The 24,401-nt window shown below is 39.0% G+C and carries 20 protein-coding genes and 1 pseudogene; 19 read left to right on the top strand and 2 right to left on the bottom strand.

Features of this window, described 5'->3' with window-relative positions:
- Positions 1–248 precede the first annotated feature (248 nt).
- The 18 genes and pseudogenes from DB729_RS09040 to DB729_RS08955 all read left to right on the top strand — a co-directional run bounded on the left by DB729_RS09040 (position 249) and on the right by DB729_RS08955 (position 21,590).
- Positions 249–836: pseudogene (locus DB729_RS09040) on the top strand (flavin reductase family protein).
- Complete coding sequence (locus tag DB729_RS09035; RefSeq protein WP_109290308.1) at positions 814–1,371, top strand: GNAT family N-acetyltransferase; 558 nt, start codon at positions 814–816, stop codon at positions 1,369–1,371. Before DB729_RS09040 ends, DB729_RS09035 begins: the two are co-directional and overlap by 23 nt.
- Positions 1,372–1,390: 19 nt before the next feature.
- Positions 1,391–3,373 (top strand): HsdM family class I SAM-dependent methyltransferase, encoded by a 1,983-nt coding sequence (locus DB729_RS09030; protein WP_045618122.1) that lies wholly within the window; start codon positions 1,391–1,393, stop codon positions 3,371–3,373.
- Positions 3,366–4,376: a virulence RhuM family protein gene (locus tag DB729_RS09025; RefSeq protein ID WP_109290307.1), complete on the top strand. Its 1,011-nt coding sequence runs from the start codon at positions 3,366–3,368 to the stop codon at positions 4,374–4,376. Before DB729_RS09030 ends, DB729_RS09025 begins: the two co-directional genes overlap by 8 nt.
- Positions 4,369–5,415: a restriction endonuclease subunit S gene (locus DB729_RS09020; protein ID WP_109290306.1), complete on the top strand. Its 1,047-nt coding sequence runs from the start codon at positions 4,369–4,371 to the stop codon at positions 5,413–5,415. The genes DB729_RS09025 and DB729_RS09020 overlap by 8 nt, the downstream gene beginning before the upstream one ends.
- Positions 5,412–5,954 (top strand): restriction endonuclease subunit S, encoded by a 543-nt coding sequence (locus tag DB729_RS09015; protein WP_109290305.1) that lies wholly within the window; start codon positions 5,412–5,414, stop codon positions 5,952–5,954. The genes DB729_RS09020 and DB729_RS09015 overlap by 4 nt, the downstream gene beginning before the upstream one ends.
- Positions 5,947–8,598, top strand: coding sequence for a valine--tRNA ligase (locus DB729_RS09010; RefSeq protein ID WP_109290304.1), 2,652 nt, complete (start codon positions 5,947–5,949; stop codon positions 8,596–8,598). The genes DB729_RS09015 and DB729_RS09010 overlap by 8 nt, the downstream gene beginning before the upstream one ends.
- A 74-nt stretch (positions 8,599–8,672) precedes the next feature.
- Positions 8,673–13,145: an NACHT domain-containing protein gene (locus DB729_RS09005; protein ID WP_109290303.1), complete on the top strand. Its 4,473-nt coding sequence runs from the start codon at positions 8,673–8,675 to the stop codon at positions 13,143–13,145.
- 253 nt (positions 13,146–13,398) lie between these two features.
- Positions 13,399–13,989: a DNA-directed RNA polymerase subunit delta gene (rpoE, locus tag DB729_RS09000; protein ID WP_000418415.1), complete on the top strand. Its 591-nt coding sequence runs from the start codon at positions 13,399–13,401 to the stop codon at positions 13,987–13,989.
- Between the two features lie 315 nt (positions 13,990–14,304).
- Entirely contained in the window at positions 14,305–15,912 is a 1,608-nt protein-coding gene (locus DB729_RS08995; protein ID WP_109290302.1) for a CTP synthase, read from the top strand.
- Positions 15,913–16,087: 175 nt separating this feature from the next.
- A complete protein-coding gene (locus DB729_RS08990; protein WP_033583672.1) occupies positions 16,088–16,387 on the top strand; it encodes a DUF4651 domain-containing protein in 300 nt (99 codons plus the stop codon).
- On the top strand, positions 16,384–16,701 hold the full coding sequence (locus tag DB729_RS08985; RefSeq protein WP_033583674.1) for a thioredoxin family protein: 318 nt from the start codon (positions 16,384–16,386) through the stop codon (positions 16,699–16,701). The genes DB729_RS08990 and DB729_RS08985 overlap by 4 nt, the downstream gene beginning before the upstream one ends.
- Before the next feature lie 15 nt (positions 16,702–16,716).
- Positions 16,717–17,343: a YtpR family tRNA-binding protein gene (gene ytpR / locus DB729_RS08980; protein ID WP_033583675.1), complete on the top strand. Its 627-nt coding sequence runs from the start codon at positions 16,717–16,719 to the stop codon at positions 17,341–17,343.
- Between the two features lie 41 nt (positions 17,344–17,384).
- The gene (locus tag DB729_RS08975; protein ID WP_109290301.1) at positions 17,385–18,146 is read left to right on the top strand and encodes an SDR family NAD(P)-dependent oxidoreductase; all 762 of its coding nucleotides are present in this window, start codon (positions 17,385–17,387) and stop codon (positions 18,144–18,146) included.
- Positions 18,147–18,223: 77 nt separating this feature from the next.
- Positions 18,224–18,619, top strand: a complete 396-nt coding sequence (locus tag DB729_RS08970; protein ID WP_000282442.1) for a single-stranded DNA-binding protein — start codon at positions 18,224–18,226, stop codon at positions 18,617–18,619.
- Positions 18,620–18,774: 155 nt separating this feature from the next.
- Positions 18,775–19,059 (top strand): co-chaperone GroES, encoded by a 285-nt coding sequence (groES, locus tag DB729_RS08965; protein ID WP_000917326.1) that lies wholly within the window; start codon positions 18,775–18,777, stop codon positions 19,057–19,059.
- Between the two features lie 15 nt (positions 19,060–19,074).
- Positions 19,075–20,697 carry a chaperonin GroEL gene (groL, locus tag DB729_RS08960; RefSeq protein ID WP_109290300.1) on the top strand — a complete coding sequence of 541 codons (1,623 nt, stop codon included), beginning with the start codon at positions 19,075–19,077 and terminating at the stop codon, positions 20,695–20,697.
- A gap of 125 nt (positions 20,698–20,822) precedes the next feature.
- Positions 20,823–21,590 (top strand): epoxyqueuosine reductase QueH, encoded by a 768-nt coding sequence (locus tag DB729_RS08955; protein ID WP_033583681.1) that lies wholly within the window; start codon positions 20,823–20,825, stop codon positions 21,588–21,590.
- A 70-nt stretch (positions 21,591–21,660) separates the two neighbouring features.
- Here the strand turns inward: DB729_RS08955 and ntdP are convergent, their stop codons facing one another.
- Both ntdP and recX read right to left on the bottom strand, forming a co-directional pair.
- Positions 21,661–22,194, bottom strand: coding sequence for a nucleoside tri-diphosphate phosphatase (gene ntdP / locus DB729_RS08950; protein WP_000775318.1), 534 nt, complete (start codon positions 22,192–22,194; stop codon positions 21,661–21,663).
- A gap of 88 nt (positions 22,195–22,282) precedes the next feature.
- The gene (gene recX, locus DB729_RS08945; RefSeq protein WP_000705078.1) at positions 22,283–23,059 is read right to left on the bottom strand and encodes a recombination regulator RecX; all 777 of its coding nucleotides are present in this window, start codon (positions 23,057–23,059) and stop codon (positions 22,283–22,285) included.
- A 37-nt stretch (positions 23,060–23,096) separates the two neighbouring features.
- Between recX and rlmD the strand changes: the two genes are divergently transcribed.
- Positions 23,097–24,401: 23S rRNA (uracil(1939)-C(5))-methyltransferase RlmD (gene rlmD, locus DB729_RS08940; protein ID WP_125080843.1), on the top strand; the 1,305-nt coding region annotated here is incomplete at its 3' end.

Raw genomic sequence — 24,401 nt, 5'->3', positions numbered from 1 at the left:
GTTAAAATAAAGCCATTAGAGGTGTTTTGAGTTCCACATTTTACAGAAAGTGGCGGTGTTGAGAAGTCCACAAATGTGTCGAAACTGGTTGCTAATGGATGAAAAATTGAAATAAAAGTGTCTTTTTGTTTTAAAGACGAGAGTTGCGGGCTCTGCCCGAAGTTGGGTGGTACCGCGGATAAACACATTCGTCCCTGTCATGGATATGGCAGGGGCTTTTTTTTGCGTCTTAGTCAAAGGAGGTTTTCATGAAGCAATCCTTTAAAACCAGTAAGCTCTACTATGGTTTTCCTATCTTTATTTTAGGCTATCAGGACCAGAACTTTGGTCACAATATTACGACCTGCAGTTCCTCTTATAGCCTAGGAGATTGACTAGTCATCGGTGTCGGCGCTGAGGAAAATGCAGCTAAGCAAATCAAGCATTATCAACAGTTCACGGTGAACATACCTGATGAAAACCTCATGCTCGAAATGGAGCAGGCTGGTTTTATTAGCCACCGAGAAAAGTTGGGACACTTGGGGCTTGACTACGAGATTTCTGAACGGACTCAGGCACCGATTTTAAAGGTCTGTCCAGTCGTATTGGACTGTCAGGTAGATAGGATTATCGATGAAGACGGCATCTGCCATATCTTTGCTAAGATTATCGAGCGACTTGCTGATCCTGAGCTCTTAGATGACAAGGGGCATTTTAAAAATGACCGTTTTTCGCCAACTTACTTTATGGGGGACGGCTACCAGCGCGTTTATCGTTATTTAGATGATCGTGTCGACCCTATGGGGAACTTCATCAAGAAAGCGAGGAGGAAGGATGGCAAGAGTAACATTACCTGAGCGAATCGAAACGGAGCGACTGGTCTTGCGAGTCCGCACCGTTGCTGATGCCGAGGATATCTTTGACTATGCCAGTCGGCCAGAAGTCTCCTATCCAGCAGGCTTTCCGCCCGTCAAGACCTTGGAAGATGAGATTTATTATCTGGAGTACATTCTTCCCGAGCGCAATGAAAAGGACAATCTCCCAGCTGGTTACGGCATTGTGGTCAAAGGAACTGATACAATCATCGGCTCTGTTGATTTCAACCATCGACACGAAGACGATGTGCTGGAAATTGGCTATACCTTGCACCCAGACTATTGGGGTCTAGGTTATGTTCCAGAGGCGGCACGTGCCTTGATTGACCTAGCTTTTAAAGAACTTGATATTCACAAGATTGAACTGACTTGCTTTGGGTATAACCTTCAAAGTCAACGAGTTGCAGAGAAGCTTGGCTTTACCCTCGAAGCTCGCATAAGAGACCGCAAAGATGCCCAAGGAAATCGCTGTGACAGTCTGATATATGGCTTGCTGAGGAGTGAGTGGGAAATTTAGTAATGAAAAGAGATGAATAATGGCAAAAAAAGAAGTAAATACTGATTTATGGGTTCATGAACTTTTAAAAGAAGCAGGAATCCGTGAAAATTTTGATGCGCAGGGAAGTAATGTTAAAGAGATTAATGAAGCACTGAAGACTGCTTCGAAAAAAGGGACTGGAAATTCAGGCTTCCCAGAATACGTTGGAATTGTTAAAGACTTCTTAATCATTATTGAAGATAAACCTGGATTATCAAAACATATCAATTATACAGATGATGATTTGATTGCTGATGATGTCAAATCAAATACAGACTATGCAGTAAACGGAGCGGTCTTTTATGCTAAACATTTAGCAGATAAGGTTAGTTACAAAAAAATCATTGCTGTTGGAATTAGTGGCAATGAAAAAAAACATCGCATTACTCCTGTTTTTGTAAATGAACGTGGTGAATATTTTGAACTTGCGGATATTGAGACCCTTATTTCCTTTTCAATAGATAATATTGATGAGTATTACGTAAAAGAGATTCTTCAAGAAGAAACCAATTTTGAAAAAGAAACTGCTGAAATTTTAAAAGATGCCGCGACTTTACACAATGATTTGAGAAATTACGGCAATATTGAGGAAAAGAACAAACCTCTGATTGTTTCAGGAATTCTGTTAGCATTGAGAGAAACGGAGCATGGAAACTTCTCTCTGGAAAGTTTAACTGGAGATACTGTAAAAACAGACGGCTCAAAGATTTATACTGCCATCAAGTCTAACCTTCAGCGCGCTAATGTGTCTCCTGAAGTAAAAAAAGATAAACTACTTAGTCAGTTTGCTATCATCAGAGACGATGTGAAAATTAATGAAAAAAATGCTAATCTAGGTAAAACACCTATCAAACATTTCACAGAATTTCTTTATAAGAGTATTTATCAAAGTTTAAGATATAACAGTTCTGCTGAAGATTATCTAGGTCGTTTTTACGGAGAATTCATGTCTTACTCTGGAGGAGATGGCCAGAACTTAGGCATTGTTTTAACACCAAAGCATATCACGGAACTGTTTTGTGATTTGGTTGATTTGAAACCGACGGATAAGGTTTTTGATCCGACTTGCGGTACAGCAGGCTTCCTAATCGCTGCTATGCATGATATGTTAACAAAAGCAGAAAATGATTCTCAACGTGACCAAATTCGGAAACATCAGCTCTTCGGGATTGAAGAACAATCTTATATGTTTACAATTGCTACGACGAATATGATATTACGAGGTGATGGGAAAAGTAACCTTGAAAACCAAGACTTTCTACGCCAAAATCCTAGTAAGCTTCAGCTAAAACAATGCAACGTTGGTATGATGAATCCGCCATATTCAATGGGTTCGACAGCCAATACAGATCTGTATGAAATCAACTTTACAGAACACCTGTTAAATTCTTTAGTTGAAGGTGCTAAGGCGGTTGTCATCGTTCCTCAGTCCACCTTTACAGGGAAGACCAAGTTTGAAAAAGAAACTAAACAAAATATTTTAAAACACCATACTTTAGAAGGTGTTATTACACTTAATAAAAATACCTTTTATGGCGTGGGAACAAACCCTTGTATTGCAGTATTTACAGCTGGTATACCGCATCGTCCGGAAAAAGAATGCAAATTTATCAACTTTGAAAATGATGGTTTTGAAGTCTCTAAACACATCGGTCTAGTTGAAACAGCTACGGCTAAAGATAAAAAACAACACTTGCTTGATGTCTGGTTTGATCGCACTGAAGCAGAAACTAAGTTCTGTGTTCAAACAACGATTGAAGCTGATGATGAGTGGCTCCACTCTTTCTATTACTTTAATGATGAAATTCCTTCTGAGGAAGATTTTCAAAAGACCATTGCAGATTATCTAACTTTTGAAGTCAATATGATTACTCATGGACGAGGTTATCTTTTCGGAATAGAAGAGAAAGAGAATTACCAAGAAATTACCGATATTGAGGAACTTCCGATGGTAGCGGAAAAAGGTGACGATTATGAATGAAATTTCTAATTTTGTCCTATATACGACACCTAATGGTGATGTTAATTTAGATATTCTATTACAAGATGAAAATCTTTGGTTGACACAAAAAGAGATTTCTGACTTGTTCGGAGTTTCTAAATCAACGGTTAGTCACCATTTATCAAATATTTATAGTGATGGCGAGTTAGACAAGCTGGCAACTGTTCGAAAATTTCGAACAGTTCAAAAAGAGGGTAGTAGAGCGGTTCAGCGCGAATTAGAGTATTACAATCTTGATTCCATTATATCAGTTGGTTATCGCGTCAATTCAACTAAGGCGACACAATTTCGAATTTGGGCAACGAATACCTTAAAAGAATTTATTATTAAGGGGTTCGTACTTGATGACGAGCGTCTTAAACAGGGACAAACGGTCTTTGGTAAAGATTACTTCCGTGAGCTCTTAGAGCGAATCCGTTCAATCCGTGCCAGTGAACGCCGTATTTATCAGCAAATAACCGATATTTTTGCGGAATGCGCTATTGACTACGATAGAAACTCTGAAATCACTAAGAATTTCTATGCTATGGTGCAGAACAAGTTTCATTTTGCTATTACAGGTAATACCGCTGCTGAGATTATTTATCATAAGGCAGACGCTGATAAGAAACAAATGGGATTAACGACTTGGAAGAATGCACCAGATGGTCGAGTACTGAAATCGGATGTGACAGTTGCTAAGAATTATTTGCAAGAAACCGAAATCCGTCAACTAGAGCGTACCGTAACCTCTTACTTCGACTATATTGAAGGTTTGGTTGAACGCCGTAATACCTTTACCATGCAATCTTTGGCGGAAAGTATTGACCGCTTCCTTTCTTTTAATGAATATGAAATTCTAGAAGGAAAAGGATCTATTTCGAAAAAACAGGCAGACGAGAAAGCCAGTCAAGAATATGAGAAGTTCAACCGTACCCAGAAAATCGTATCGGATTTTGACAAGCAAATCAAAAAACTAATGGCAGGTGACAAAGATGAGTAAGTTAAAATTGACGGATGTGGAGTGGGGAGAGTTTAAGATAGGGAATATTTTTGAAATAGCTAGAGGTAAGCGCCACATTGAAAAAAACAGAAAAAAAGGGAGTATCCCGTATTACTCAGCTAGTTCAGTAAATAATGGAGTAACTGATTTTATATCTAATCCACTGTTTGTGATGAGGAATAAAATTATTGTAACTACATTTTGCGATGCTTTCTATGCAGGAAACACCTTTACAGCTAGTGATGAAATAACTATTTTAGATAATAAATATATCAATAAACATAATGGATTATTTGTTTCAAATAGTATAATGTCTAATAAGTCCAAATATGCTTTTGGGAGAAAAGCATTTACTGAGAGAATTAAAGAACAAATTATTATGCTCCCTATCGATTTCCAAGGTCAGCCGAACTGGCAGTTCATGGAAGACTACATCAAGCAAGAACAGAAACAACAAGCTCAGAAAATCATTGATTATTATGAGCGTAAATTGGTTGAACTAGCTGGAGATGTGGCAGGACTAGACAAGGTAGAATGGAAAACATTTCGTTTCACTGAAGTTTTTCAAGAAATTCAAAGAGGAAAACGTCTGACAAAAGCTAATCAGACAGATGGTCCTAAACCTTATATTTCCTCAACTTCCGAAAACAATGGTGTAGATGCCTTTATTGGAAATGAAACAGGGGTTCGGAAATTTGAAGATGTCCTCACTCTTGCCAATAGCGGAAGTGTCGGTTCCACTTTTTATCAGCAATTTGAGTTTGTGGCTAGTGATCACGTAACAGCTTTAAAGTCTGAGAATGCAGACAAATACGCTTATCTATTTTTATCTACCGTTGTTAAACGCTTAGAAGAAAAATATTCTTTTAACAGAGAGATTAACGACACCCGTATAAAAAGAGAAAAACTCATTCTTCCAGTTGATAAAGAAGGTAACCCTAATTTCCAATATATGTCTGACTTTGTGAAAAAATTAGAACTGGATAAAGCCCAAGAAGTGCTCGAATATATATATATATATATATATATATCAGAGTGAAGAACATTCTTGAAGAAAAAGTTTGTGAAATTTCTTGGAAAGATTTCTGGATTGAGGATATTTGTGAGATTAAATCAGGCGTTCGTTTGACAAAAGCAAATCAAGAAATTGGATTGAGACCATTTGTAGGTGCTAGCGATAGTGATAATGGAGTTACAGCTTTTGTATCTAATACAAATAAAAGTCTTGATGCAAATGTACTCGGTGTAAATTACAATGGTAGTGTTGTTGAAAATTTCTATCATCCCTACGAAGCCATTTTTTCTGATGATGTCAAACGTTTGAAATGGAAGGACGAGATATACGGAAACAAATATACCTACCTTTTCTTGAAACAAATGATTTTGTCGCAAAAAATCAAGTATGCCTATGGTTATAAATTCAATGGCGAACGCATGAAACGTCAAAAGATTATGTTGCCAGTTACTAAAACTGGATTGCCAGATTATGACTATATGACTTCTTATATGAAAAAACAAGAATTAGAACAAATTTTTAAGATATTGAACTACTTAAACAAGGAGAACACACATGTCTAAAGAACTTTCACCGAAATACAATCCAGCCGAGGTTGAGGCTGGTCGTTACCAAAAATGGCTTGATGCAGATGTTTTCAAGCCTTCAGGCGATCAAAAGGCTAAGCCTTATTCTATCGTGATTCCACCACCAAACGTAACTGGTAAACTCCACCTTGGTCACGCTTGGGACACGACTTTACAGGATATTATCATCCGTCAAAAACGCATGCAAGGTTTTGACACGCTTTGGCTTCCGGGTATGGACCACGCGGGGATTGCCACTCAGGCTAAGGTTGAGGAGCGCTTGCGCGGTGAGGGCATTAGCCGTTATGACCTTGGTCGTGAAAAATTCCTTGAAAAAGTCTGGGAATGGAAAGACGAATATGCCACTACTATCAAGGAACAATGGGGCAAGATGGGGCTCTCTGTAGACTACTCTCGTGAGCGTTTCACCCTCGACGAAGGTCTGTCAAAAGCCGTTCGCAAGGTCTTTGTCGAACTTTACAAGAAAGGCTGGATCTACCGTGGTGAGTTTATCATCAACTGGGACCCAGCAGCTCGCACAGCTCTTTCTGATATCGAGGTGATTCACAAGGACGTCGAAGGTGCCTTCTACCACATGAACTACATGCTAGAAGACGGTTCACGCGCCCTTGAAGTTGCGACAACCCGTCCTGAGACCATGTTTGGGGACGTTGCCGTTGCGGTCAATCCAGAAGACCCACGCTACAAGGACTTGATTGGTAAAAATGTCATCCTTCCAATCGCTAATAAATTGATTCCAATCGTTGGAGACGAACACGCAGACCCTGAGTTTGGTACAGGTGTCGTGAAAATCACGCCTGCCCATGATCCAAACGACTTCTTGGTTGGTCAACGCCATAACTTGCCACAAGTCAACGTTATGAACGACGACGGAACTATGAATGACTTGGCCTTTGAATTTGCAGGTATGGACCGTTTTGAAGCTCGTAAGGCAGTCGTTGCTAAGTTAGAAGAAATCGGTGCCCTCGTTAAAATCGAAAAACGTGTCCACAGTGTTGGTCACTCAGAGCGTACAGGTGTTGTGGTTGAACCACGCTTGTCTACTCAATGGTTTGTCAAGATGGACCAATTGGCTAAGAACGCTATCGCTAATCAAGACACAGAGGACAAGGTAGAATTCTACCCGCCACGCTTCAACGACACCTTCCTCCAATGGATGGAAAATGTCCATGACTGGGTAATCTCTCGTCAGCTCTGGTGGGGTCACCAAATCCCTGCTTGGTACAATGCTGAGGGTGAAATATATGTCGGTGAAGAAGCTCCAGAAGGTGACGGATGGACTCAGGACGAAGACGTCTTGGATACGTGGTTCAGTTCTGCCCTTTGGCCATTCTCTACCATGGGCTGGCCGGATGTCGACTCAGAAGACTTTAAACGTTATTATCCAACATCAACTTTGGTGACTGGTTATGATATTATTCCGTTCTGGGTGTCTCGGATGATTTTCCAAGGTTTGGAATTTACTGGCAAGTCGCCATTCAAAAATGCCTTGATTCATGGTCTCATTCGTGATGAGCAAGGACGCAAGATGTCTAAATCCCTCGGTAACGGGATTGATCCAATGGATGTTATTGATAAGTACGGAACAGATAGCCTTCGTTGGTTCCTTTCAAACGGTTCAGCACCAGGGCAAGACGTGCGCTTCTCTTATGAGAAAATGGATGCTTCATGGAACTTCATTAACAAGATTTGGAACATCTCTCGCTACATCCTCATGAATAATGAGGGCTTGACCCTTGAGCAAGCAACTGCCAATGTGGAAAAAGTTGCTAACAAGGAAGCTGGAAATGTCACAGACCGTTGGATTCTCCACAACCTCAACGAAACTATCGGCAAAGTCACTGAAAACTTTGACAAGTTTGAGTTTGGTGTGGCTGGGCATATCCTATATAACTTCATCTGGGATGAGTTTGCGGACTGGTACGTTGAGTTGACCAAGGAAGTCCTTTATAGCGATAACGAAGAAGAGAAGGTCATCACACGTTCTGTTCTCCTTTACACTTTGGACAAGATCCTTCGTCTTCTTCACCCAATCATGCCATTTGTGACAGAGGAAATCTTTGGCCAAATCTCAGAAGGTTCTATCGTTACAGCAGAATACCCAACTGTCAACCCAGCCTTTGAAGACCTTGCTGCTCACACTGGTGTCGAAAGTCTCAAAGACTTGATCCGTGCCGTTCGGAATGCGCGTGCGGAAGTAAACGTAGCCCCAAGCAAGCCTATCACTATCCTAGTTAAGACAAGCGATAACGACTTGGAAGCCTTCTTTAACAGCAATGTCAACTACATCAAACGCTTCACAAATCCAGAACACTTGGAAATCGCATCAACCATTCCTGCACCTGAACTCGCAATGTCAAGCGTCATCACAGGAGCAGAAATCTACTTGCCACTGGCTGACCTCCTCAATGTCGAAGAAGAACTGGCTCGTCTCGACAAGGAACTCGCTAAATGGCAAAAAGAACTGGACATGGTCGGCAAGAAGCTCTCTAACGAACGCTTCGTAACCAATGCCAAACCAGAAGTCGTCCAAAAAGAACGCGACAAACAAGCCGACTATCAAGCCAAATACGATGCGACCGTAGTACGTATTGATGAGATGAAGAAGTTGGTTAAATAAACACAGAAACACGGTGATGAGCCGTGTTTTTTGGTATAATCAGTATAAATAAATTATCCAAAAGAGGTACAGATATGCCTTATGAATCAGGTGGAAGAGCAGATAAATTAGGTAATAAATATGAGTTCAACTGGATTGTTTTAAAATTTATTGATATTATTTCCGAAAAAATAGATGCTATTAAAGTTGAAGCTATAGGTGAAGAAGAAGTGGGGGTGGACGTTTGGGTTAGATACTCTAACGGAATAACAGAAGCTCAACAATGTAAAGGAAGAAATGCTAGTAAAGATTATTGGACTTTATCAGATTTAAATAGTCGTGGAATTTTGAAATATTGGAAATTGCATCTAAGCAGAGACTTGACAACTAAAGTTTCATTAGTTAGTCCACTTCCGTTTACAAACTTTTCTGATTTAATTTATAGAGCTAAGACTAATGATAATGCTCAGTCTTTTATTGATTATCAAGTTAATACATCTTCAGAGATTAAAAACTTATTTGATAACTATGTTAATAATTTGGGATTTTCTAAGGAAAAAGATATTCCAAAAATTATAAATTTTTTAAGTAGAACGGTGATTAGACAAGATCCATCTCCAGAAAATGAAGAATTTATAAAAGATATGATTAGTCAATATTTTATTGGTGATGCTGCTAGCATAAAGTCAAAATTCATTAATCTAATTTTACAAGGTGAAATTTATGGAAGATGGCTTTCATTTCAGGATTTGGAGAAATTTATTAAAAATGAGAAAATTGAATTCAGAAATTTAGCACGTGATGATAGGATAATACCTAGAATAAATATTTTAAATGATGAGTATAAAAACAGCTTTAAAACATTGGATTCCGGTCTAAAAATTCGCAAACAATTTGATGAATGTAAGAAATATATTCAAGAAGGAAAATCAATTATCATTCACGGGAAAGCTGGGAATGGTAAAAGTGGTTTAACAGAAAATATTATTGATTGGTGTAATAAAAGTAATATTTTACACTTAGATTTAAAACTAGATTGTTATATTCCTGAGGGTACAGCACAAGAATGGGGGGAGAAGTTAGGATTTCCTGCTAGCATAAGTTATTGTTTGAACGCTTTTTCTAAAGAGGATAATACTGTTCTCATATTAGATCAACTAGATGCATTAAGATGGACAGCAAGAAATTCTAAAAGTTCACTTGCGACTTGTTTGGAGTTGATTCGAGAGATACGGAACCTTAATTCGGAAAGAGAAAATAAAATCTCAATTATTTTTGTTTGCAGAACTTATGATTTAGAAAATGATAACGGAATTAAGGCGTTATTTGAAAATAAATCGAAAGATGATACTGAATCTTGGCATAAAGTTGAAGTTAATGAATTATTGGAAAATGAGGTTGAGGAAATTTTAGGAAGTAAATACCATAGCTTTCCAAATAAATTAAAACAGTTACTAAGAACTCCTAGCAATCTCTACATATGGGAACAAATTAATAATAAAGAGGAGTACTATCAAATAACAAGTACATATAATCTAGTAGATAAATGGTGGAGAGATTTATCAGAGAAGTGTCACGATGCTAGCCTCATTGAAGATAATCTGAGTGATTTAAAAGAAAAATTTGTAAAACTATTTACGGATACAGGTGAAACTGTATTTAGCAAGAGAAGACTACTGGGTAATGAGAGGGCTTTGCGTTATCTAACTAGTCAAGGGATGTTAACAGAACATTCCAACAAAGTTTCTTTTGTTCATCAGTCATTCCTAGACTGTTTTGTTGCAGAGCGAATGATTCTCGATTACTATACTAATTCTGATGTAAACGACATTCTTGGAAATAAAACACAACAGAATCCAACAAGACGTTATCAATTTCAGATTTTTCTTCAATCATTATTAGAGGAATCAGAAAAAGATTTTTTAAATTTTGGAACTAGATTAATAAAGAGTGATAATGTCAGGTTTAATTTCAAATATGTTTTTTTTGAAATCTTAGGAAGTATTCAAGAACCATCTAAAAAGATTTTAAATTATATAGCAGAGCTGATTCAGGAAACAGAGTATAGAAATCATTTGTGTCAAACGGTAATTAGTAGTCATCAATTATATGTGAATTTTTTAGTGGAAGAGGGTATTTTTAAAAAGTGGTTTGATGAGAATAGAATATTAGTAATTAATTTATTAAGTAGTATCTCTCCAAATTACACAACTGAAAGTATTAAATTTATCAAATTATCAATAGCAAATTCTAATAATAAAAATGAGTGGCGGAGCTGTTTCTTTAGTGATTATCATAATGATTCAGAAGAATTTTTTAAGGTAAGATTGCATTATTGGAAATCTTATCTAAAAGAACCAGATTTGTTGGACGACTTCTATAAAAATATAAACGCATATACAATTAAGATTATATGTTTATTTCTTGACAAATTTCAAGACTCTGATAATAGTAATAGATTTTATAGTGAATCAAAGGAATTCGACGAAGATTCCCATAATTACATAGATAAAAATTGTATACAAATCGTCAAAATATTATTGCCTTATCTTAAAAAGTATTCCGAGAATAATTCTACTAAATACAATCCAACCCTGAAAGAACGCGATAGCTTACAAAGATATTACCTTCATTTATTAAATGAAGCAAATAAATGTTTAGTTTCGAAACATCCTGAGATTTTTTTTGAAATTTATAGTAATTATATGGGAAATGGTGATTATCTCTACAATGAAGTTATTTTAGATTCAATGTATCACTTGCCTACGAACTATTTTAATACTTGTGTTGAATATTTACTGGCTGATTTTGATAAAACACTCTTTGAAAAATCTCAAGGCCATTCAAGCAAATTTTTTTTAGCCAAACGGTTGATTTCAAAAGTTTCACAGAGATGTTCGTTAGAAATGTATAATAAACTTGAAGAACAAATTATTCATTATGTTTCACCTAAGGCTAAACAAAGACTAGCAAGGAGAATTGAAACAAATAAATCTCAAAATGATTATAGGGTTTATTGGCCATTTTGGGGAGATTTACAGTATAGATTGCTATCAGTTTTACCGAAAAAAAGAATGAGTAAAGAAGCTATCGAATTACTAAAGGTATTAGAACGATCTAATAGTTTTTCTGATTCTTTTTATGACTCACATTGTGGAAGTGTAGTTTCTCCGCTACAAGGAAAGAATATTTCTGCTAAATCTTGGAGAAATATTCTTATCAGCCCAAAAGGTGAGACAAAATGTAGATGGGATAGTAAGAGAAAAATATTAATTGAGTCTTCTCCTAGAGAATTGGCTACTGATTTTAGAAGTACTGTTTCTAAAAATCCTAAAGAGTACGTTTCTTTATTTTTAAACTTATCGTCTAATCATAAAATCAATGAACATTATATAGATGGTCTACTGGGTGGGATTGTAGACTTAGAAAAAATTCCAGATACTGTTTTAAGTGATCTTGAATTCATATTATTAAATTTTGTAAATGAAAATAATTGGGAGAATCTTTATTATTTTTTCCGAGTCATAGAGAAACACGCAAACATAGAATGGTCCGAGAAAGTTTTGGAAAGGCTTAATTATTATCTTAAGAAAACTGATTTAGATGCTCTTGATAAATTTAACGAGAATCAAACTATGGAAAATTATTTACAACAGTCATACTCAACTTTAAGAGGTCATGGAATACATGCTTTAACAAAACTAATAGAAAATTCACCAACAAACATTTCGTACTTCAAAAATACTATCATTTCACTTGCTAATGATAAGACTGATTACATACGCTTAAATGCTATTTTTCTTCTGTATATAATTTTGGATTTAGATAAGGATTTTGCTAGAGAGTTATTTAGAGGGATTTTTACGGATGAAAAGATGTTAGCTCATTGGCATAGTAACTACATTTTGTATAGACTATACGAAGATGAGAAAGAACAAATTCAATGTCTATTGCAGTTAGCTTTTGATTCAAAAGATATATTACTTGTAAAAAATGCTTCATGTCTGATTACAGAAATTTACTTAAATAAAGGAGATATGGAATCAACTGTATATAGTGGAAGTGGATTTCAAGTAGAAGGTATTTGTCAGATGGCTATTAATTATTTAAAGATAAAGAACCATGAAGACAAAGCAAAGAAGATTGTACTGAATTATTTAGGTAAGAATGTTACAAATTTAGAAAAAATTTTACCACAACTATTCAGGGATGATTTATTAGATATTAAAGAAGATAAGGATTTAATATTTAATCTACTAACTTCTGAATATAGAGATAAATTATATTATTATTTTTTAGAATCTCTTGAAAAACAAGAATCAATTTCAGAATATGAAAACATCATTTTTGAAACAGTATGCAATATTGTGAGTAAAACTAATAAATTGAAATTAGAACCATATTATTATAGACGAATAGAAGAATATCTTTCTAGATTGATGATGCAACTTTACGATAAACATATGGGGGACGATATTGCTGATAGGTGTTTAGATATTATTGATCAAATGTTTGAAAATGAGTTTGGTAGCTCACGAACTCTGATTGAAGAATTAATGAATAAATAACAAAATTTTATAAGAAACTGATTGTAAGAGATTGAATTATTATGAATCTTAGAAAGAATTAGATAAACATAATGTAATTTATTCTTTTCAAGAGTTAGTCTTTTGGCATATAAAAGCTAAAGTAAAAGATATAGATTTCTCTCCCTTAACCTTTGACTATTCCGCAAAATTATCGTACAATAAAGAGTACATGATAAAATGAGGTCAGAGTCTGTTCGCTCTGGCGATAGTAGTAAAAATGAGGAGAAACGCTTTGGAATTAGAAGTATTTGCTGGGCAAGAAAAAAGTGAACTATCTATGATTGAGGTGGCGCGTGCTATCTTGGAACTTCGTGGTCGCGATCATGAGATGCATTTTAGTGATCTTGTAAACGAAATTCAAAACTACCTTGGAACATCAAACAGCGATATCCGTGAAGCTTTGCCTTTGTTCTACACAGAGTTGAACTTTGACGGTAGCTTCATCTCACTAGGAGACAACAAATGGGGCCTTCGTTCATGGTATGGTGTAGATGAAATCGACGAAGAAATCATCGCTCTTGAAGAAAGTGACGACGATGAAGTAGCTCCAAAAGCTAAGAAAAAACGTGTCAATGCCTTTATGGATGGTGATTCAGATGCCATTGACTACAATGCGGATGATCCAGAAGACGAAGATGCATACGAAGCCGATCCAGCTCTTTCATATGATGATGAAAATCCAGATGATGAGAAAAATGAAGTGGAAGCTTACGATGCAGAAATCAACGAAATCGCTCCTGATGACTTGGGTGAAGATGTGGATCTTAACGAAGAAGATGACGAGTTTTCTGACGATGACGCTGAAACGAGTGAAGAAGAGTAAAAGACTTCACAGAGGAGATCGCCTGATCTCCTTTTTTGTTCTTTGAGCGTGTTGTCCGTTTGAATTCGGATTTTTAGTTGGTTTGCTGAAAACAATCTTCTTTTTTTATCTTTTACCAATTCGGGTTGACAAATGTTCTTCTTTAAGGTATCATATTGTTCGGGCACCTCTTTTAGAGGTCGGGGCTCCCTAGTTACTAGGGAGCTATTTTTGTTTTTCAGGAAGTTTTCTTGAAAAGTCGATATCCATAAGGGTCTTGTTTTCGATCTCCCCTCGTAGTTAACAAGGCCTTGAGCATTTTAGAAAGAGGAATCTATGTCTACGAAATATATTTTTGTAACTGGTGGTGTGGTGTCGTCTATTGGGAAAGGGATTGTCGCAGCAAGTCTGGGCCGTCTCTTGAAAAATCGTGGTCTCAAAGTAACCATTCAAAAATTTGACCCTTATATCAATATCGATCCGGGAACTATGAGTCCTTACCAGCACGGAGAAGTTTTTGTGACAGATGACGGAGCTGAGACAGATTTGGACTTGGGTCACTATGAACGTTTCATCGATATCAATCTTAACAAATATTCCAACGTGACAACTGGTAAAATTTATAGTGAAGTTCTTCGTAAGGAACGACGTGGAGAATACCTTGGGGCAACTGTTCAGGTTATTCCTCATATCACAGATGCTTTGAAAGAAAAAATCAAGCGTGCTGCTGTAACGACTGACTCTGATGTTATTATCACAGAGGTTGGTGGAACAGTTGGGGATATCGAGTCCTTGCCATTTTTAGAGGCCCTTCGTCAGATGAAGGCAGATGTGGGTGCAGATAACGTCATGTACATCCATACAACCTTACTTCCTTATCTCAAGGCTGCTGGTGAGATGAAGACCAAGCCTACTCAGCATTCTGTAAAAGAATTGCGCGGTTTGGGAATCCAGCCAAATATGTTGGTTATTCGTACGGAGAAACCAGCTGGTCAAGGAATTAAAAATAAACTAGCTCAGTTCTGTGATGTGGCACCAGAAGCTGTTATCGAGTCTCTGGATGTTGAACACCTTTACCAAATTCCATTGAACTTGCAGGCTCAAGGCATGGACCAAATTGTTTGTGACCATTTGAAACTAGATGCACCAGCAGCGGATATGACAGAGTGGTCAGCCATGGTGGATAAGGTCATGAACCTGAAGAAACAAGTCAAGATTTCTCTTGTCGGTAAGTATGTGGAGTTGCAAGATGCCTACATCTCAGTGGTAGAAGCCTTGAAACACTCGGGGTATGCCAACGACGCAGAAGTGAAGATTAATTGGATCAATGCCAATGATGTGACAGCAGAGAATGTAGCAGAGCTCTTGTCTGATGCGGACGGAATCATTGTGCCAGGTGGTTTCGGTCAACGTGGTACGGAAGGGAAAATCCAAGCCATCCGCTATGCGCGTGAGAATGATGTCCCAATGTTGGGTGTCTGCTTGGGAATGCAGTTGACTTGTATCGAGTTTGCTCGTAACGTTTTAGGTCTTGAAGGGGCCAATTCTGCAGAGCTTGCGCCAGAAACAAAATACCCTATTATTGATATCATGCGTGACCAGGTTGATGTTGAAGATATGGGTGGAACCCTTCGCTTAGGACTTTATCCATCTAAGTTGAAACGTGGTTCTAAGGCAGCGACTGCTTATCACAATCAAGAAGTGGTGCAACGCCGTCACCGTCACCGTTATGAGTTTAACAACGCCTTTCGTGAACAGTTTGAGGCAGCAGGTTTTGTCTTTTCAGGAGTTTCTCCAGACAATCGTTTGGTAGAAATCGTTGAGATTCCTGAAAATAAATTCTTTGTGGCTTGTCAGTATCACCCTGAACTTTCCAGCCGTCCAAACCGCCCAGAAGAACTCTACACCGCATTTGTCACTGCAGCAGTTGAAAATAGTAACTAGTTATCTTCTAATCTCTGAGAGCAATCTCAGAGATTTTTTAATCCATTCAGGAAATTCTTGTTAACTCAGGCGCTTGGCGAAAAGAATCAGAAGTTTTCTTTCTACAGTAATGGATGAGATTTTCCTTGCTCGTATACGGCTTCCCTATTTGTCCTAGAGCCCTTTTTGTGTTACAATGAATGGTATGAAAGCTAAGAAATTATGGATGACTGGCTTGACTGTGGCTGGTCTAAGTGCCCTTGCTTTGGGGGCTAAAAAAGCAGCAGATAATCACAAGCTCATGAAGACTCAGGAAGAGTTGACCGCTATCGTGCGCGAACTTTTCTCAGATATGGGTGAGATTGCGACTCTCTATGTTCAAGTCTACGAGAGTAGCCTAGAGCGACTTGTCGGAGGAGTCGTTTTCGAGGATGGTCGTCACTATACCTTTGTCTATGAAAATGAAGACCTGGTCTATGAGGAGGAAGTCTTATGATTACTCCCAATAGTATAGAAGAACTAGCAGGTTTTGTAGAGCAAGATGGCAAGAAGGTCTTCCTTTTTGTGGCGGACTGGTGTGGCGATTGTCGTTATATCTATCCAGCCTTGCCAGAGATTGAGGAAACCAATCCAGAGTTCACCTTTATTCGAGTGGACCGAGACCAGTATCTGGATCTGGCCAAACTCTGGGATGTGTACGGCATTCCTAGTCTTGTTGTGCTAGAAAAGGACAAGGAAATCGGCCGATTTGTCAATCGTGACCGTAAAAGCAAGCAACAAATTAACGACTTTTTAGCAGGACTGAAATAGGAGAAAAAGGAAACAATGATTTTTACATATAACAAAGAGTATGTTGGCGATGTCCTTATGATCATCGTGAAAAACAGCGGAGATGCCAAGTTGGACGTGGAACGCAAAGGCAAGGTTGCCCGTGTTTGCCTCAAAGAAAATGGGGAAACAGTAGCTTGGAATATTTTCGAAGTTTCAAGTTTGTTTGAAATTGCAGAGCGCGGTCAAGTCTTTTTGACAGATGAGCAAGTCGCTCGTTTGAACCAAGAGTTGCAGGCGGAAGGTTTTACAGAAGAAATTGTCAATGACAAGGAACCTAAGTTTGTTGTTGGTGAGATTGTCGAGATGGTCGCTCACCCAGATAGTGACCACCTTAACATCTGCCAAGTTGCAGTTGCAAGTGACAAGACAGTGCAAATCGTTGCAGGGGCTCCCAATGCGCGTCTTGGCCTGAAAACCATTGTAGCTCTTCCTGGAGCAATGATGCCAAAAGGAAATCTCATTTTCCCAGGCGAACTTCGTGGTGAGAAGAGTTTTGGCATGATGTGTAGCCCTCGTGAATTGCATCTACCAAATGCTCCACAAAAACGTGGGATTATTGAATTATCAGAAGACCAAGTTATCGGAACTCCATTTGACCCAGCCAAACACTGGACTGCCTAGGAAATTGTCAGTATTTGATAGACCAGATAGAGGGGGAAAAGATGGCAAAAAATGTAGTAATTACAGGAGCGACCTCAGGAATCGGTGAAGCGATTGCGCGTGCTTATCTAGAGCAGGGGGAGAATGTCGTTCTAACAGGGCGACGGACAGACAGACTAGATACCCTCAAGTCAGAGTTTGCAGAAATTTTTCCTAATCAAACAGTTTGGACATTTCCACTGGATGTCACGGATATGACCATGGTCAAGACTGTCTGCTCCGATATTCTGGAAACGATAGGGCAGATTGATATCTTGGTCAATAACGCTGGACTAGCTCTTGGCTTGGCTCCCTATCAAGACTATGAAGAGTTGGACATGCTGACCATGTTGGATACCAATGTCAAGGGGTTGATGGCAGTCACTCGCTGTTTCTTGCCTTCTATGGTAGCAGCCAATCAAGGTCATATTATCAATATGGGATCGACCGCAGGAATCTATGCCTATGCTGGGGCAGCTGTTTACTCAGCCACCAAGGCTGCTGTCAAGACTTTTTCAGATGGTTTGCGAATTGATACCATTGCAACAGATATCAAGGTAACTACTATTCAGCCAGGAATTGTCGAAACAGATTTTTCTGCGGTACGTTTCCACGGTGACAAAGAGCGTGCTGCGACGGTTTATCAGGGGATCGAAGCCTTGCAGGCACAAGACATCGCAGACACTGTTGCCTATGTGACCAGTCAACCCCGTCGTGTGCAGATTACAGATATGACTATTATGGCCAATCAACAGGCGACAGGTTTCATGGTTCATAAAAAATAAAAAATTTCTTCGAAAAGTTACAAATTTCTGTAACTTTTTTTGATTTCCTGCGAATAGATAAGTAGGAGGAAGAAAATATGTATAATAAAGTTATTCTTATTGGACGTTTAACGTCTACACCAGAATTGCACAAAACCAACAATGACAAGTCAGTGGCGCGAGCAACTATCGCTGTGAACCGTCGTTACAAAGACCAAAACGGTGAACGTGAAGCCGATTTTGTAAATATGGTCCTATGGGGCAGACTAGCAGAAACTTTGGCAAGCTACGCAACCAAAGGCAGTCTCATTTCCGTTGATGGAGAATTGCGTACCCGTCGCTTCGAGAAAAATGGCCAGATGAACTATGTGACCGAAGTTCTTGTTACAGGATTCCAACTCTTGGAAAGCCGCGCCCAACGTGCCATGCGTGAAAATAACGCAGGTCAAGACTTAGCAGACCTAGTCTTGGAAGAGGAAGAATTGCCATTTTAAGCATTAAAAAGTCTGAGTTTGTCTCAGGCTTTTTATCTTGCCAAAGTCAGACTTTTTTCTTGACTATTTCTGACCAAGTGATACAATAGAACTATAAATTAGCACTCAGATATAAAGAGTGCTAATAATATGTAGTTTATCATGGAGGAAAACAGATGTTGAAACCATTAGGAGACCGTGTGGTCTTGAAAATCGAAGAAAAAGAACAAACTGTTGGAGGCTTTGTCCTTGCAGGCTCAGCCCAAGAAAAAACAAAAACAGCCCAAGTTGTAGCTACTGGACAAGGTGTTCGTACCTTGAATGGTGACTTGGTTGCTCCAAGCGTTAAGCCTGGGGACCGTGTCTTAGTTGAAGCTCATGCAGGTATTGATGTCAAAGATGGCGATGAAAAGTACATTATCGTAGGCGAAGCCAACATCTTGGCAATCATTGAAGAATAGAAGGAGAAAGTAAGTATGTCAAAAGAAATTAAATTTTCATCTGATGCTCGTTCAGCGATGGTCCGTGGTGTCGATATCCTAGCGGACACAGTTAAAGTAACCTTAGGACCAAAGGGTCGTAATGTCGTTCTTGAAAAATCATTTGGCTCACCATTGATTACCAATGACGGTGTTACTATTGCCAAAGAAATTGAATTAGAAGACCATTTTGAAAATATGGGTGCCAAATTGGTATCAGAAGTAGCTTCAAAAACAAATGATATTGCAGGTGACGGAACAACAACTGCAACTGTTTTGACTCAAGCCATCGTCCGTGAAGGAATCAAAAACGTCACAGCTGGTGCCAACCCAATTGGTATCCGTCGAGGGATTGAAGCAGCGGTTGCCACAGCAGTAGAAGCCTTGAAAAACAATGCCATCCCTGTTGCCAATAAAGAAGCCATCGCTCAGGTTGCTGCGGTGTCTTCTCGTTCTGAGAAAGTCGGCGAATACATCTCTGAAGCCATGGAAAAAGTTGGCAAAGATGGTGTCATCACCATTGAAGAGTCACGTGGTATGGAAACTGAACTTGAAGTTGTTGAAGGAATGCAGTTTGATCGCGGTTACCTTTCACAGTACATGGTGACAGATAGCGAAAAGATGGTGGCTGACCTTGAAAATCCATATATCTTGATTACTGATAAGAAGATTTCAAATATCCAAGAAATCTTGCCACTTCTAGAAAGCATTCTCCAAAGCAATCGTCCACTCTTGATTATTGCGGATGATGTGGATGGCGAAGCTCTTCCGACTCTTGTATTGAACAAGATTCGTGGAACCTTCAACGTAGTAGCAGTTAAGGCCCCTGGCTTTGGTGACCGTCGCAAAGCTATGTTAGAAGACATCGCTATCTTGACAGGCGGAACAGTCATCACAGAAGACCTTGGTCTTGAGTTGAAAGATGCAACCATTGAAGCGCTTGGTCAAGCCGCTAGAGTGACTGTGGACAAAGACAGTACGGTTATCGTAGAAGGTGCTGGCAATCCTGAAGCCATTTCCCACCGTGTTGCAGTTATCAAGTCACAAATCGAAACCACAACTTCTGAATTCGACCGCGAAAAACTCCAAGAACGCTTGGCTAAATTATCAGGTGGTGTCGCAGTCATCAAGGTCGGAGCTGCAACTGAAACTGAGTTGAAAGAAATGAAACTCCGTATCGAAGATGCCCTCAACGCTACTCGTGCAGCAGTTGAAGAAGGAATCGTTGCTGGTGGTGGAACAGCTCTTGCTAATGTCATTCCAGCCGTAGCTGATTTGGAATTGACAGGTGATGAAGCCACAGGACGTAATATTGTTCTCCGTGCCTTGGAAGAACCTGTTCGTCAAATCGCTCACAATGCGGGATTCGAAGGGTCTATCGTTATTGACCGCTTGAAGAATGCTGAAGTTGGTACAGGCTTCAACGCAGCAACTGGTGAGTGGGTCAACATGATTGAAGAGGGAATCATCGATCCAGTTAAAGTAAGTCGCTCAGCCCTACAAAATGCAGCCTCTGTGGCTAGCTTGATTTTAACAACAGAAGCAGTCGTAGCCAATAAACCAGAACCAGCAGCCCCAGCTCCAGCAATGGACCCAAGCATGATGGGCGGGATGATGTAAAAGTAACTTATAAAAAACACAAAAGAAGGGAATACATATCCCTTCTTTTTATGATAATCACTTCTAAATTGGATTGAGCTCTCCTAACTTATATGATAAAATAAGACTAGAAAAAGGAGAAGAACATGATCGATGTAGAAGAAATTCTGAGCAAGATGAATCCCAATCAGAAGATTAATTATGACCGTGTCATGCAGAAAATGGTTCAGGTTTGGGAAAAAAATGAGGAACGTCCCACTATTCTCATGCATGTTTGCTGTGCTCCTTGTAGTACCTACACCCTAGAATACCTGACAAAATACGCTGATGTGACTATCTATTTTGCCAATTCCAATATCCATCCCAAGGCAGAATACCACAAGCGAGCTTACGTCACCAAGAAATTTGTCAGTGATTTCAATGAGAGGACAGGAAATACGGTCCACTATTTAGAAGCGCCTTATGAACCCAATGAATACCGGAAGTTAGTCAGAGGACTGGAAGAAGAACCCGAAGGTGGCGATCGTTGCAAGGTTTGTTTTGATTACCGTTTGGATAAAACAGCACAGGTAGCTATGGACTTGGGCTTTGACTACTTTGGTTCAGCTTTGACCATCAGTCCCCATAAGAACTCTCAAACCATCAACAGCATCGGAATCGATGTGCAAAAGATTTATACCACCCACTATCTTCCAAGTGATTTCAAGAAAAATCAAGGCTATAAGCGCTCGGTGGAGATGTGCGAGGAGTATGATATCTATCGTCAATGTTATTGTGGATGCGTCTATGCGGCTCAAGCTCAGAACATTGACCTTGTTCAGGTTAAGAAGGATGCCACGGCTTTCTTGTTGGATAAGGATGTTGAAAAAGACTATTCCCACATCAAGTTTACTGTGACTAAATTAGATATATAGAAATCAACCCAGTCGAAAAGCTGGGTTTTTCAAATAAAAAAACCAGGGCTCTCACCCCGGCTTGACAACTTTACCGATTCTTTAGTTCTATGTAGCGTTTGTACCAAATGTTGACATAGGCCTCTGAGAAAGGACCGCGTCCATTGTTGATCCAATCAACAAGGATTTTAACATGCTCTTTCAAAATATAGTCTAAATCATCAGAATACTTCATTTTGCGTTTATGGCGCTCATACTCTTCAACGTCCAAGAGACGCTTTTCACCATCAGTGAAGACCTTGACATCCAAATCATAGTCAATGTATTTCAGGGCTTCCTCATCTAGATAGTAGGGACTAGCCATATTGCAATAGTAGGAAATCCCATTATCGCGAATCATAGCAATGATATTAAACCAATATTTTTTGTGAAAGTAAACAATAGCCGGTTCTCGAGTCACCCAACGACGACCGTCACTTTCGGTAACTAGTGTGTGGTCGTTGACGCCGATAATGGCGTTCTCTGTTGTTTTTAGTACCATGGTGTCTCGCCAAGTACGGTGAAGACTCCCATCATGCTTATAACTTTGAATTGTAATAAAGTCGCCTTCTTTTGGAAGTTTCATAACTAACCAACTTTCTACAATTTATAAGTTTATCGTTTACTATTATATCATAAATCGGTCTATTTTTTTTGAATTTTACACGAAAATGTTAAAGATATTCTCTGAGAGCGCTGGCTATATCCGAAAAATCATAGCCTTTTCGGGCTAAAACTTGGGTTAAACGCTGTTTAAGTTCGTATCCTTCATACTTTCGAGCATACTTAGCATATTGTTTGTCTAGCTCTTTAAAAATGAGTTCTTGAGTCGTTTCTTGGCCGACTTGACTATCCAAGTCATCAAAAGCATTTTTAGCATCAGAATAGGAGAAGCCTTTGTTCGTCAAGCTTTGAATGATCTTATCCTGCAAGGCACGAGCGGGAAGCTTTCCCATGTATTTTTTAAGAAGTTTCTCCGCCACACGTTGAGCAACCTCTGAAAAATCAAAATCCTTTAAAACCTCTTCAATCGTTGATTTGACAATCCCTTTTTGAGACAGTTTTTGAGCTAGCACATAAGGTCCCTTATCTCCAGAAAGTTGATTTGCGTTGATAATAGAGTAGACATACTGACGATCATTTATCCAGTTGTCTTCTTTAAGGTTAGCGATAACCTGACTAGTGATTGTTTCATCAATATCATACTTTTTCAGATACTCTCTCACTTCCTTTTCAGTACGAGCCTTGAAGGATAAATGGTAGAGAGCGAGGTTCTTACCATAAGAAAACTGAGCAAAGCCCTGTATCTTGGTCAGTTCCTCTTTGCTAATGACCTTATCTCGAGACAGCATAAAACGGACAATAGTATCTTCCGTGATATAAGAGGTTTGCTGATGATCTAGCTCCATCAGGTAGAGGCGTTTTTTCTTTTCAAGTTTTGTGATTTTCATAGTTCTATTATACCTTAAAATGTGATAAGATAGGGGTATGAATCTGAAAGTCAAACAAAAAATACCTTTAAAAATCAAGCGGATGGGTATCAATGGTGAGGGAATCGGTTTCTACCAGAAAACCCTCGTTTTTGTGCCTGGCGCCCTCAAAGGAGAAGATATCTATTGTCAGATTACTTCTATTAAACGTAACTTTGTCGAAGCCAAATTGCTAAAGGTTAATAAGAAGTCTAAATTTCGAGTCGTGCCAGCTTGTACCATTTATAATGAATGTGGTGGTTGCCAAATCATGCACCTCCACTATGATAAACAGTTAGAGTTTAAAACGGATCTGCTCCATCAAGCCCTGAAAAAATTTGCTCCTGCAGGATATGAAAACTATGAAATCCGTCCAACTATCGGAATGCAGGAACCAAAGTACTACCGTGCTAAGCTTCAATTCCAGACTCGAAAATTTAAAAATCAGGTCAAGGCAGGTTTGTATGCGCAAAACTCTCATTACCTCGTAGAGTTGAAAGACTGCTTGGTGCAAGATAAGGAAACCCAGACAATTGCGAATCGCCTAGCTGAACTTCTTACTTACCATCAAATCCCCATCACCGATGAGAGAAAAACGCTCGGCGTTCGCACCATCATGGTACGTCGAGCAAGAAAAACAGGACAAGTCCAGATAATCATCGTCACGAATCGCCAGCTAAATTTGAATCAACTAGTCAAAGACCTAGTCAAGGATTTTCCAGAAGTCGTCACAGTTGCAGTCAATACAAATACAGCAAAAACAAGTGAAATCTATGGTGAAAAGACGGAAATTATCTGGGGCCAAGAGAGTATTCAAGAAGGAGTACTTGACTATGAGTTTTCTCTCTCGCCCCGAGCTTTTTATCAGCTTAATCCTGAGCAGACAGAAATTCTCTATAGTGAAGCAGTTAAGGCTCTGGATGTCAGCGAAGAGGATCATCTGATTGATGCATATTGCGGTGTTGGGACAATCGGATTTGCCTTCGCAAATAAGGTCAAGAGTCTCAGAGGGATGGATATTATTCCAGAAGCCATAGAAGATGCTAAGCGAAATGCTCAAAAAATGGGATTTGACAATACCCATTACGAAGCGGGGACAGCAGAAGAGATTATTCCACGCTGGTATAAAGAAGGCTACCGAGCGGATGCATTGATAGTTGACCCTCCTCGTACAGGCTTAGATGATAAGCTGTTGGATACCATCCTGACCTATGTCCCAGAAAAGATGGTCTATGTATCCTGCAATGTTTCGACCTTGGCACGAGATTTAGTTAAACTGGTAAAAGTCTATGATCTCCAGTATATCCAGTCAGTTGATATGTTT

The sequence above is a fragment of the Streptococcus halitosis genome, from assembly GCF_003143695.2.
Classification (GTDB): domain Bacteria; phylum Bacillota; class Bacilli; order Lactobacillales; family Streptococcaceae; genus Streptococcus; species Streptococcus halitosis.
Note: the sequence above shows the minus strand (reverse complement) of the source record. Positions and strands in the feature narration are given on the sequence as shown.

Bases quoted from the DNA above. Each gene is read 5' to 3' on its own strand.
- DB729_RS09035 (WP_109290308.1), top strand. From the start codon at position 814: ATGGCAAGAGTAACATTACCTGAGCGAATCGAAACGGAGCGACTGGTC.
- DB729_RS09030 (WP_045618122.1), top strand. From the start codon at position 1,391: ATGGCAAAAAAAGAAGTAAATACTGATTTATGGGTTCATGAACTTTTA.
- DB729_RS09025 (WP_109290307.1), top strand. From the start codon at position 3,366: ATGAATGAAATTTCTAATTTTGTCCTATATACGACACCTAATGGTGAT.
- DB729_RS09020 (WP_109290306.1), top strand. From the start codon at position 4,369: ATGAGTAAGTTAAAATTGACGGATGTGGAGTGGGGAGAGTTTAAGATA.
- DB729_RS09010 (WP_109290304.1), top strand. From the start codon at position 5,947: ATGTCTAAAGAACTTTCACCGAAATACAATCCAGCCGAGGTTGAGGCT.
- DB729_RS09005 (WP_109290303.1), top strand. From the start codon at position 8,673: ATGCCTTATGAATCAGGTGGAAGAGCAGATAAATTAGGTAATAAATAT.
- DB729_RS08995 (WP_109290302.1), top strand. From the start codon at position 14,305: ATGTCTACGAAATATATTTTTGTAACTGGTGGTGTGGTGTCGTCTATT.
- DB729_RS08990 (WP_033583672.1), top strand. From the start codon at position 16,088: ATGAATGGTATGAAAGCTAAGAAATTATGGATGACTGGCTTGACTGTG.
- DB729_RS08985 (WP_033583674.1), top strand. From the start codon at position 16,384: ATGATTACTCCCAATAGTATAGAAGAACTAGCAGGTTTTGTAGAGCAA.
- ytpR (WP_033583675.1), top strand. From the start codon at position 16,717: ATGATTTTTACATATAACAAAGAGTATGTTGGCGATGTCCTTATGATC.
- DB729_RS08975 (WP_109290301.1), top strand. From the start codon at position 17,385: ATGGCAAAAAATGTAGTAATTACAGGAGCGACCTCAGGAATCGGTGAA.
- DB729_RS08970 (WP_000282442.1), top strand. From the start codon at position 18,224: ATGTATAATAAAGTTATTCTTATTGGACGTTTAACGTCTACACCAGAA.
- groES (WP_000917326.1), top strand. From the start codon at position 18,775: ATGTTGAAACCATTAGGAGACCGTGTGGTCTTGAAAATCGAAGAAAAA.
- groL (WP_109290300.1), top strand. From the start codon at position 19,075: ATGTCAAAAGAAATTAAATTTTCATCTGATGCTCGTTCAGCGATGGTC.
- DB729_RS08955 (WP_033583681.1), top strand. From the start codon at position 20,823: ATGATCGATGTAGAAGAAATTCTGAGCAAGATGAATCCCAATCAGAAG.
- ntdP (WP_000775318.1), bottom strand. From the start codon at position 22,194: ATGAAACTTCCAAAAGAAGGCGACTTTATTACAATTCAAAGTTATAAG.
- recX (WP_000705078.1), bottom strand. From the start codon at position 23,059: ATGAAAATCACAAAACTTGAAAAGAAAAAACGCCTCTACCTGATGGAG.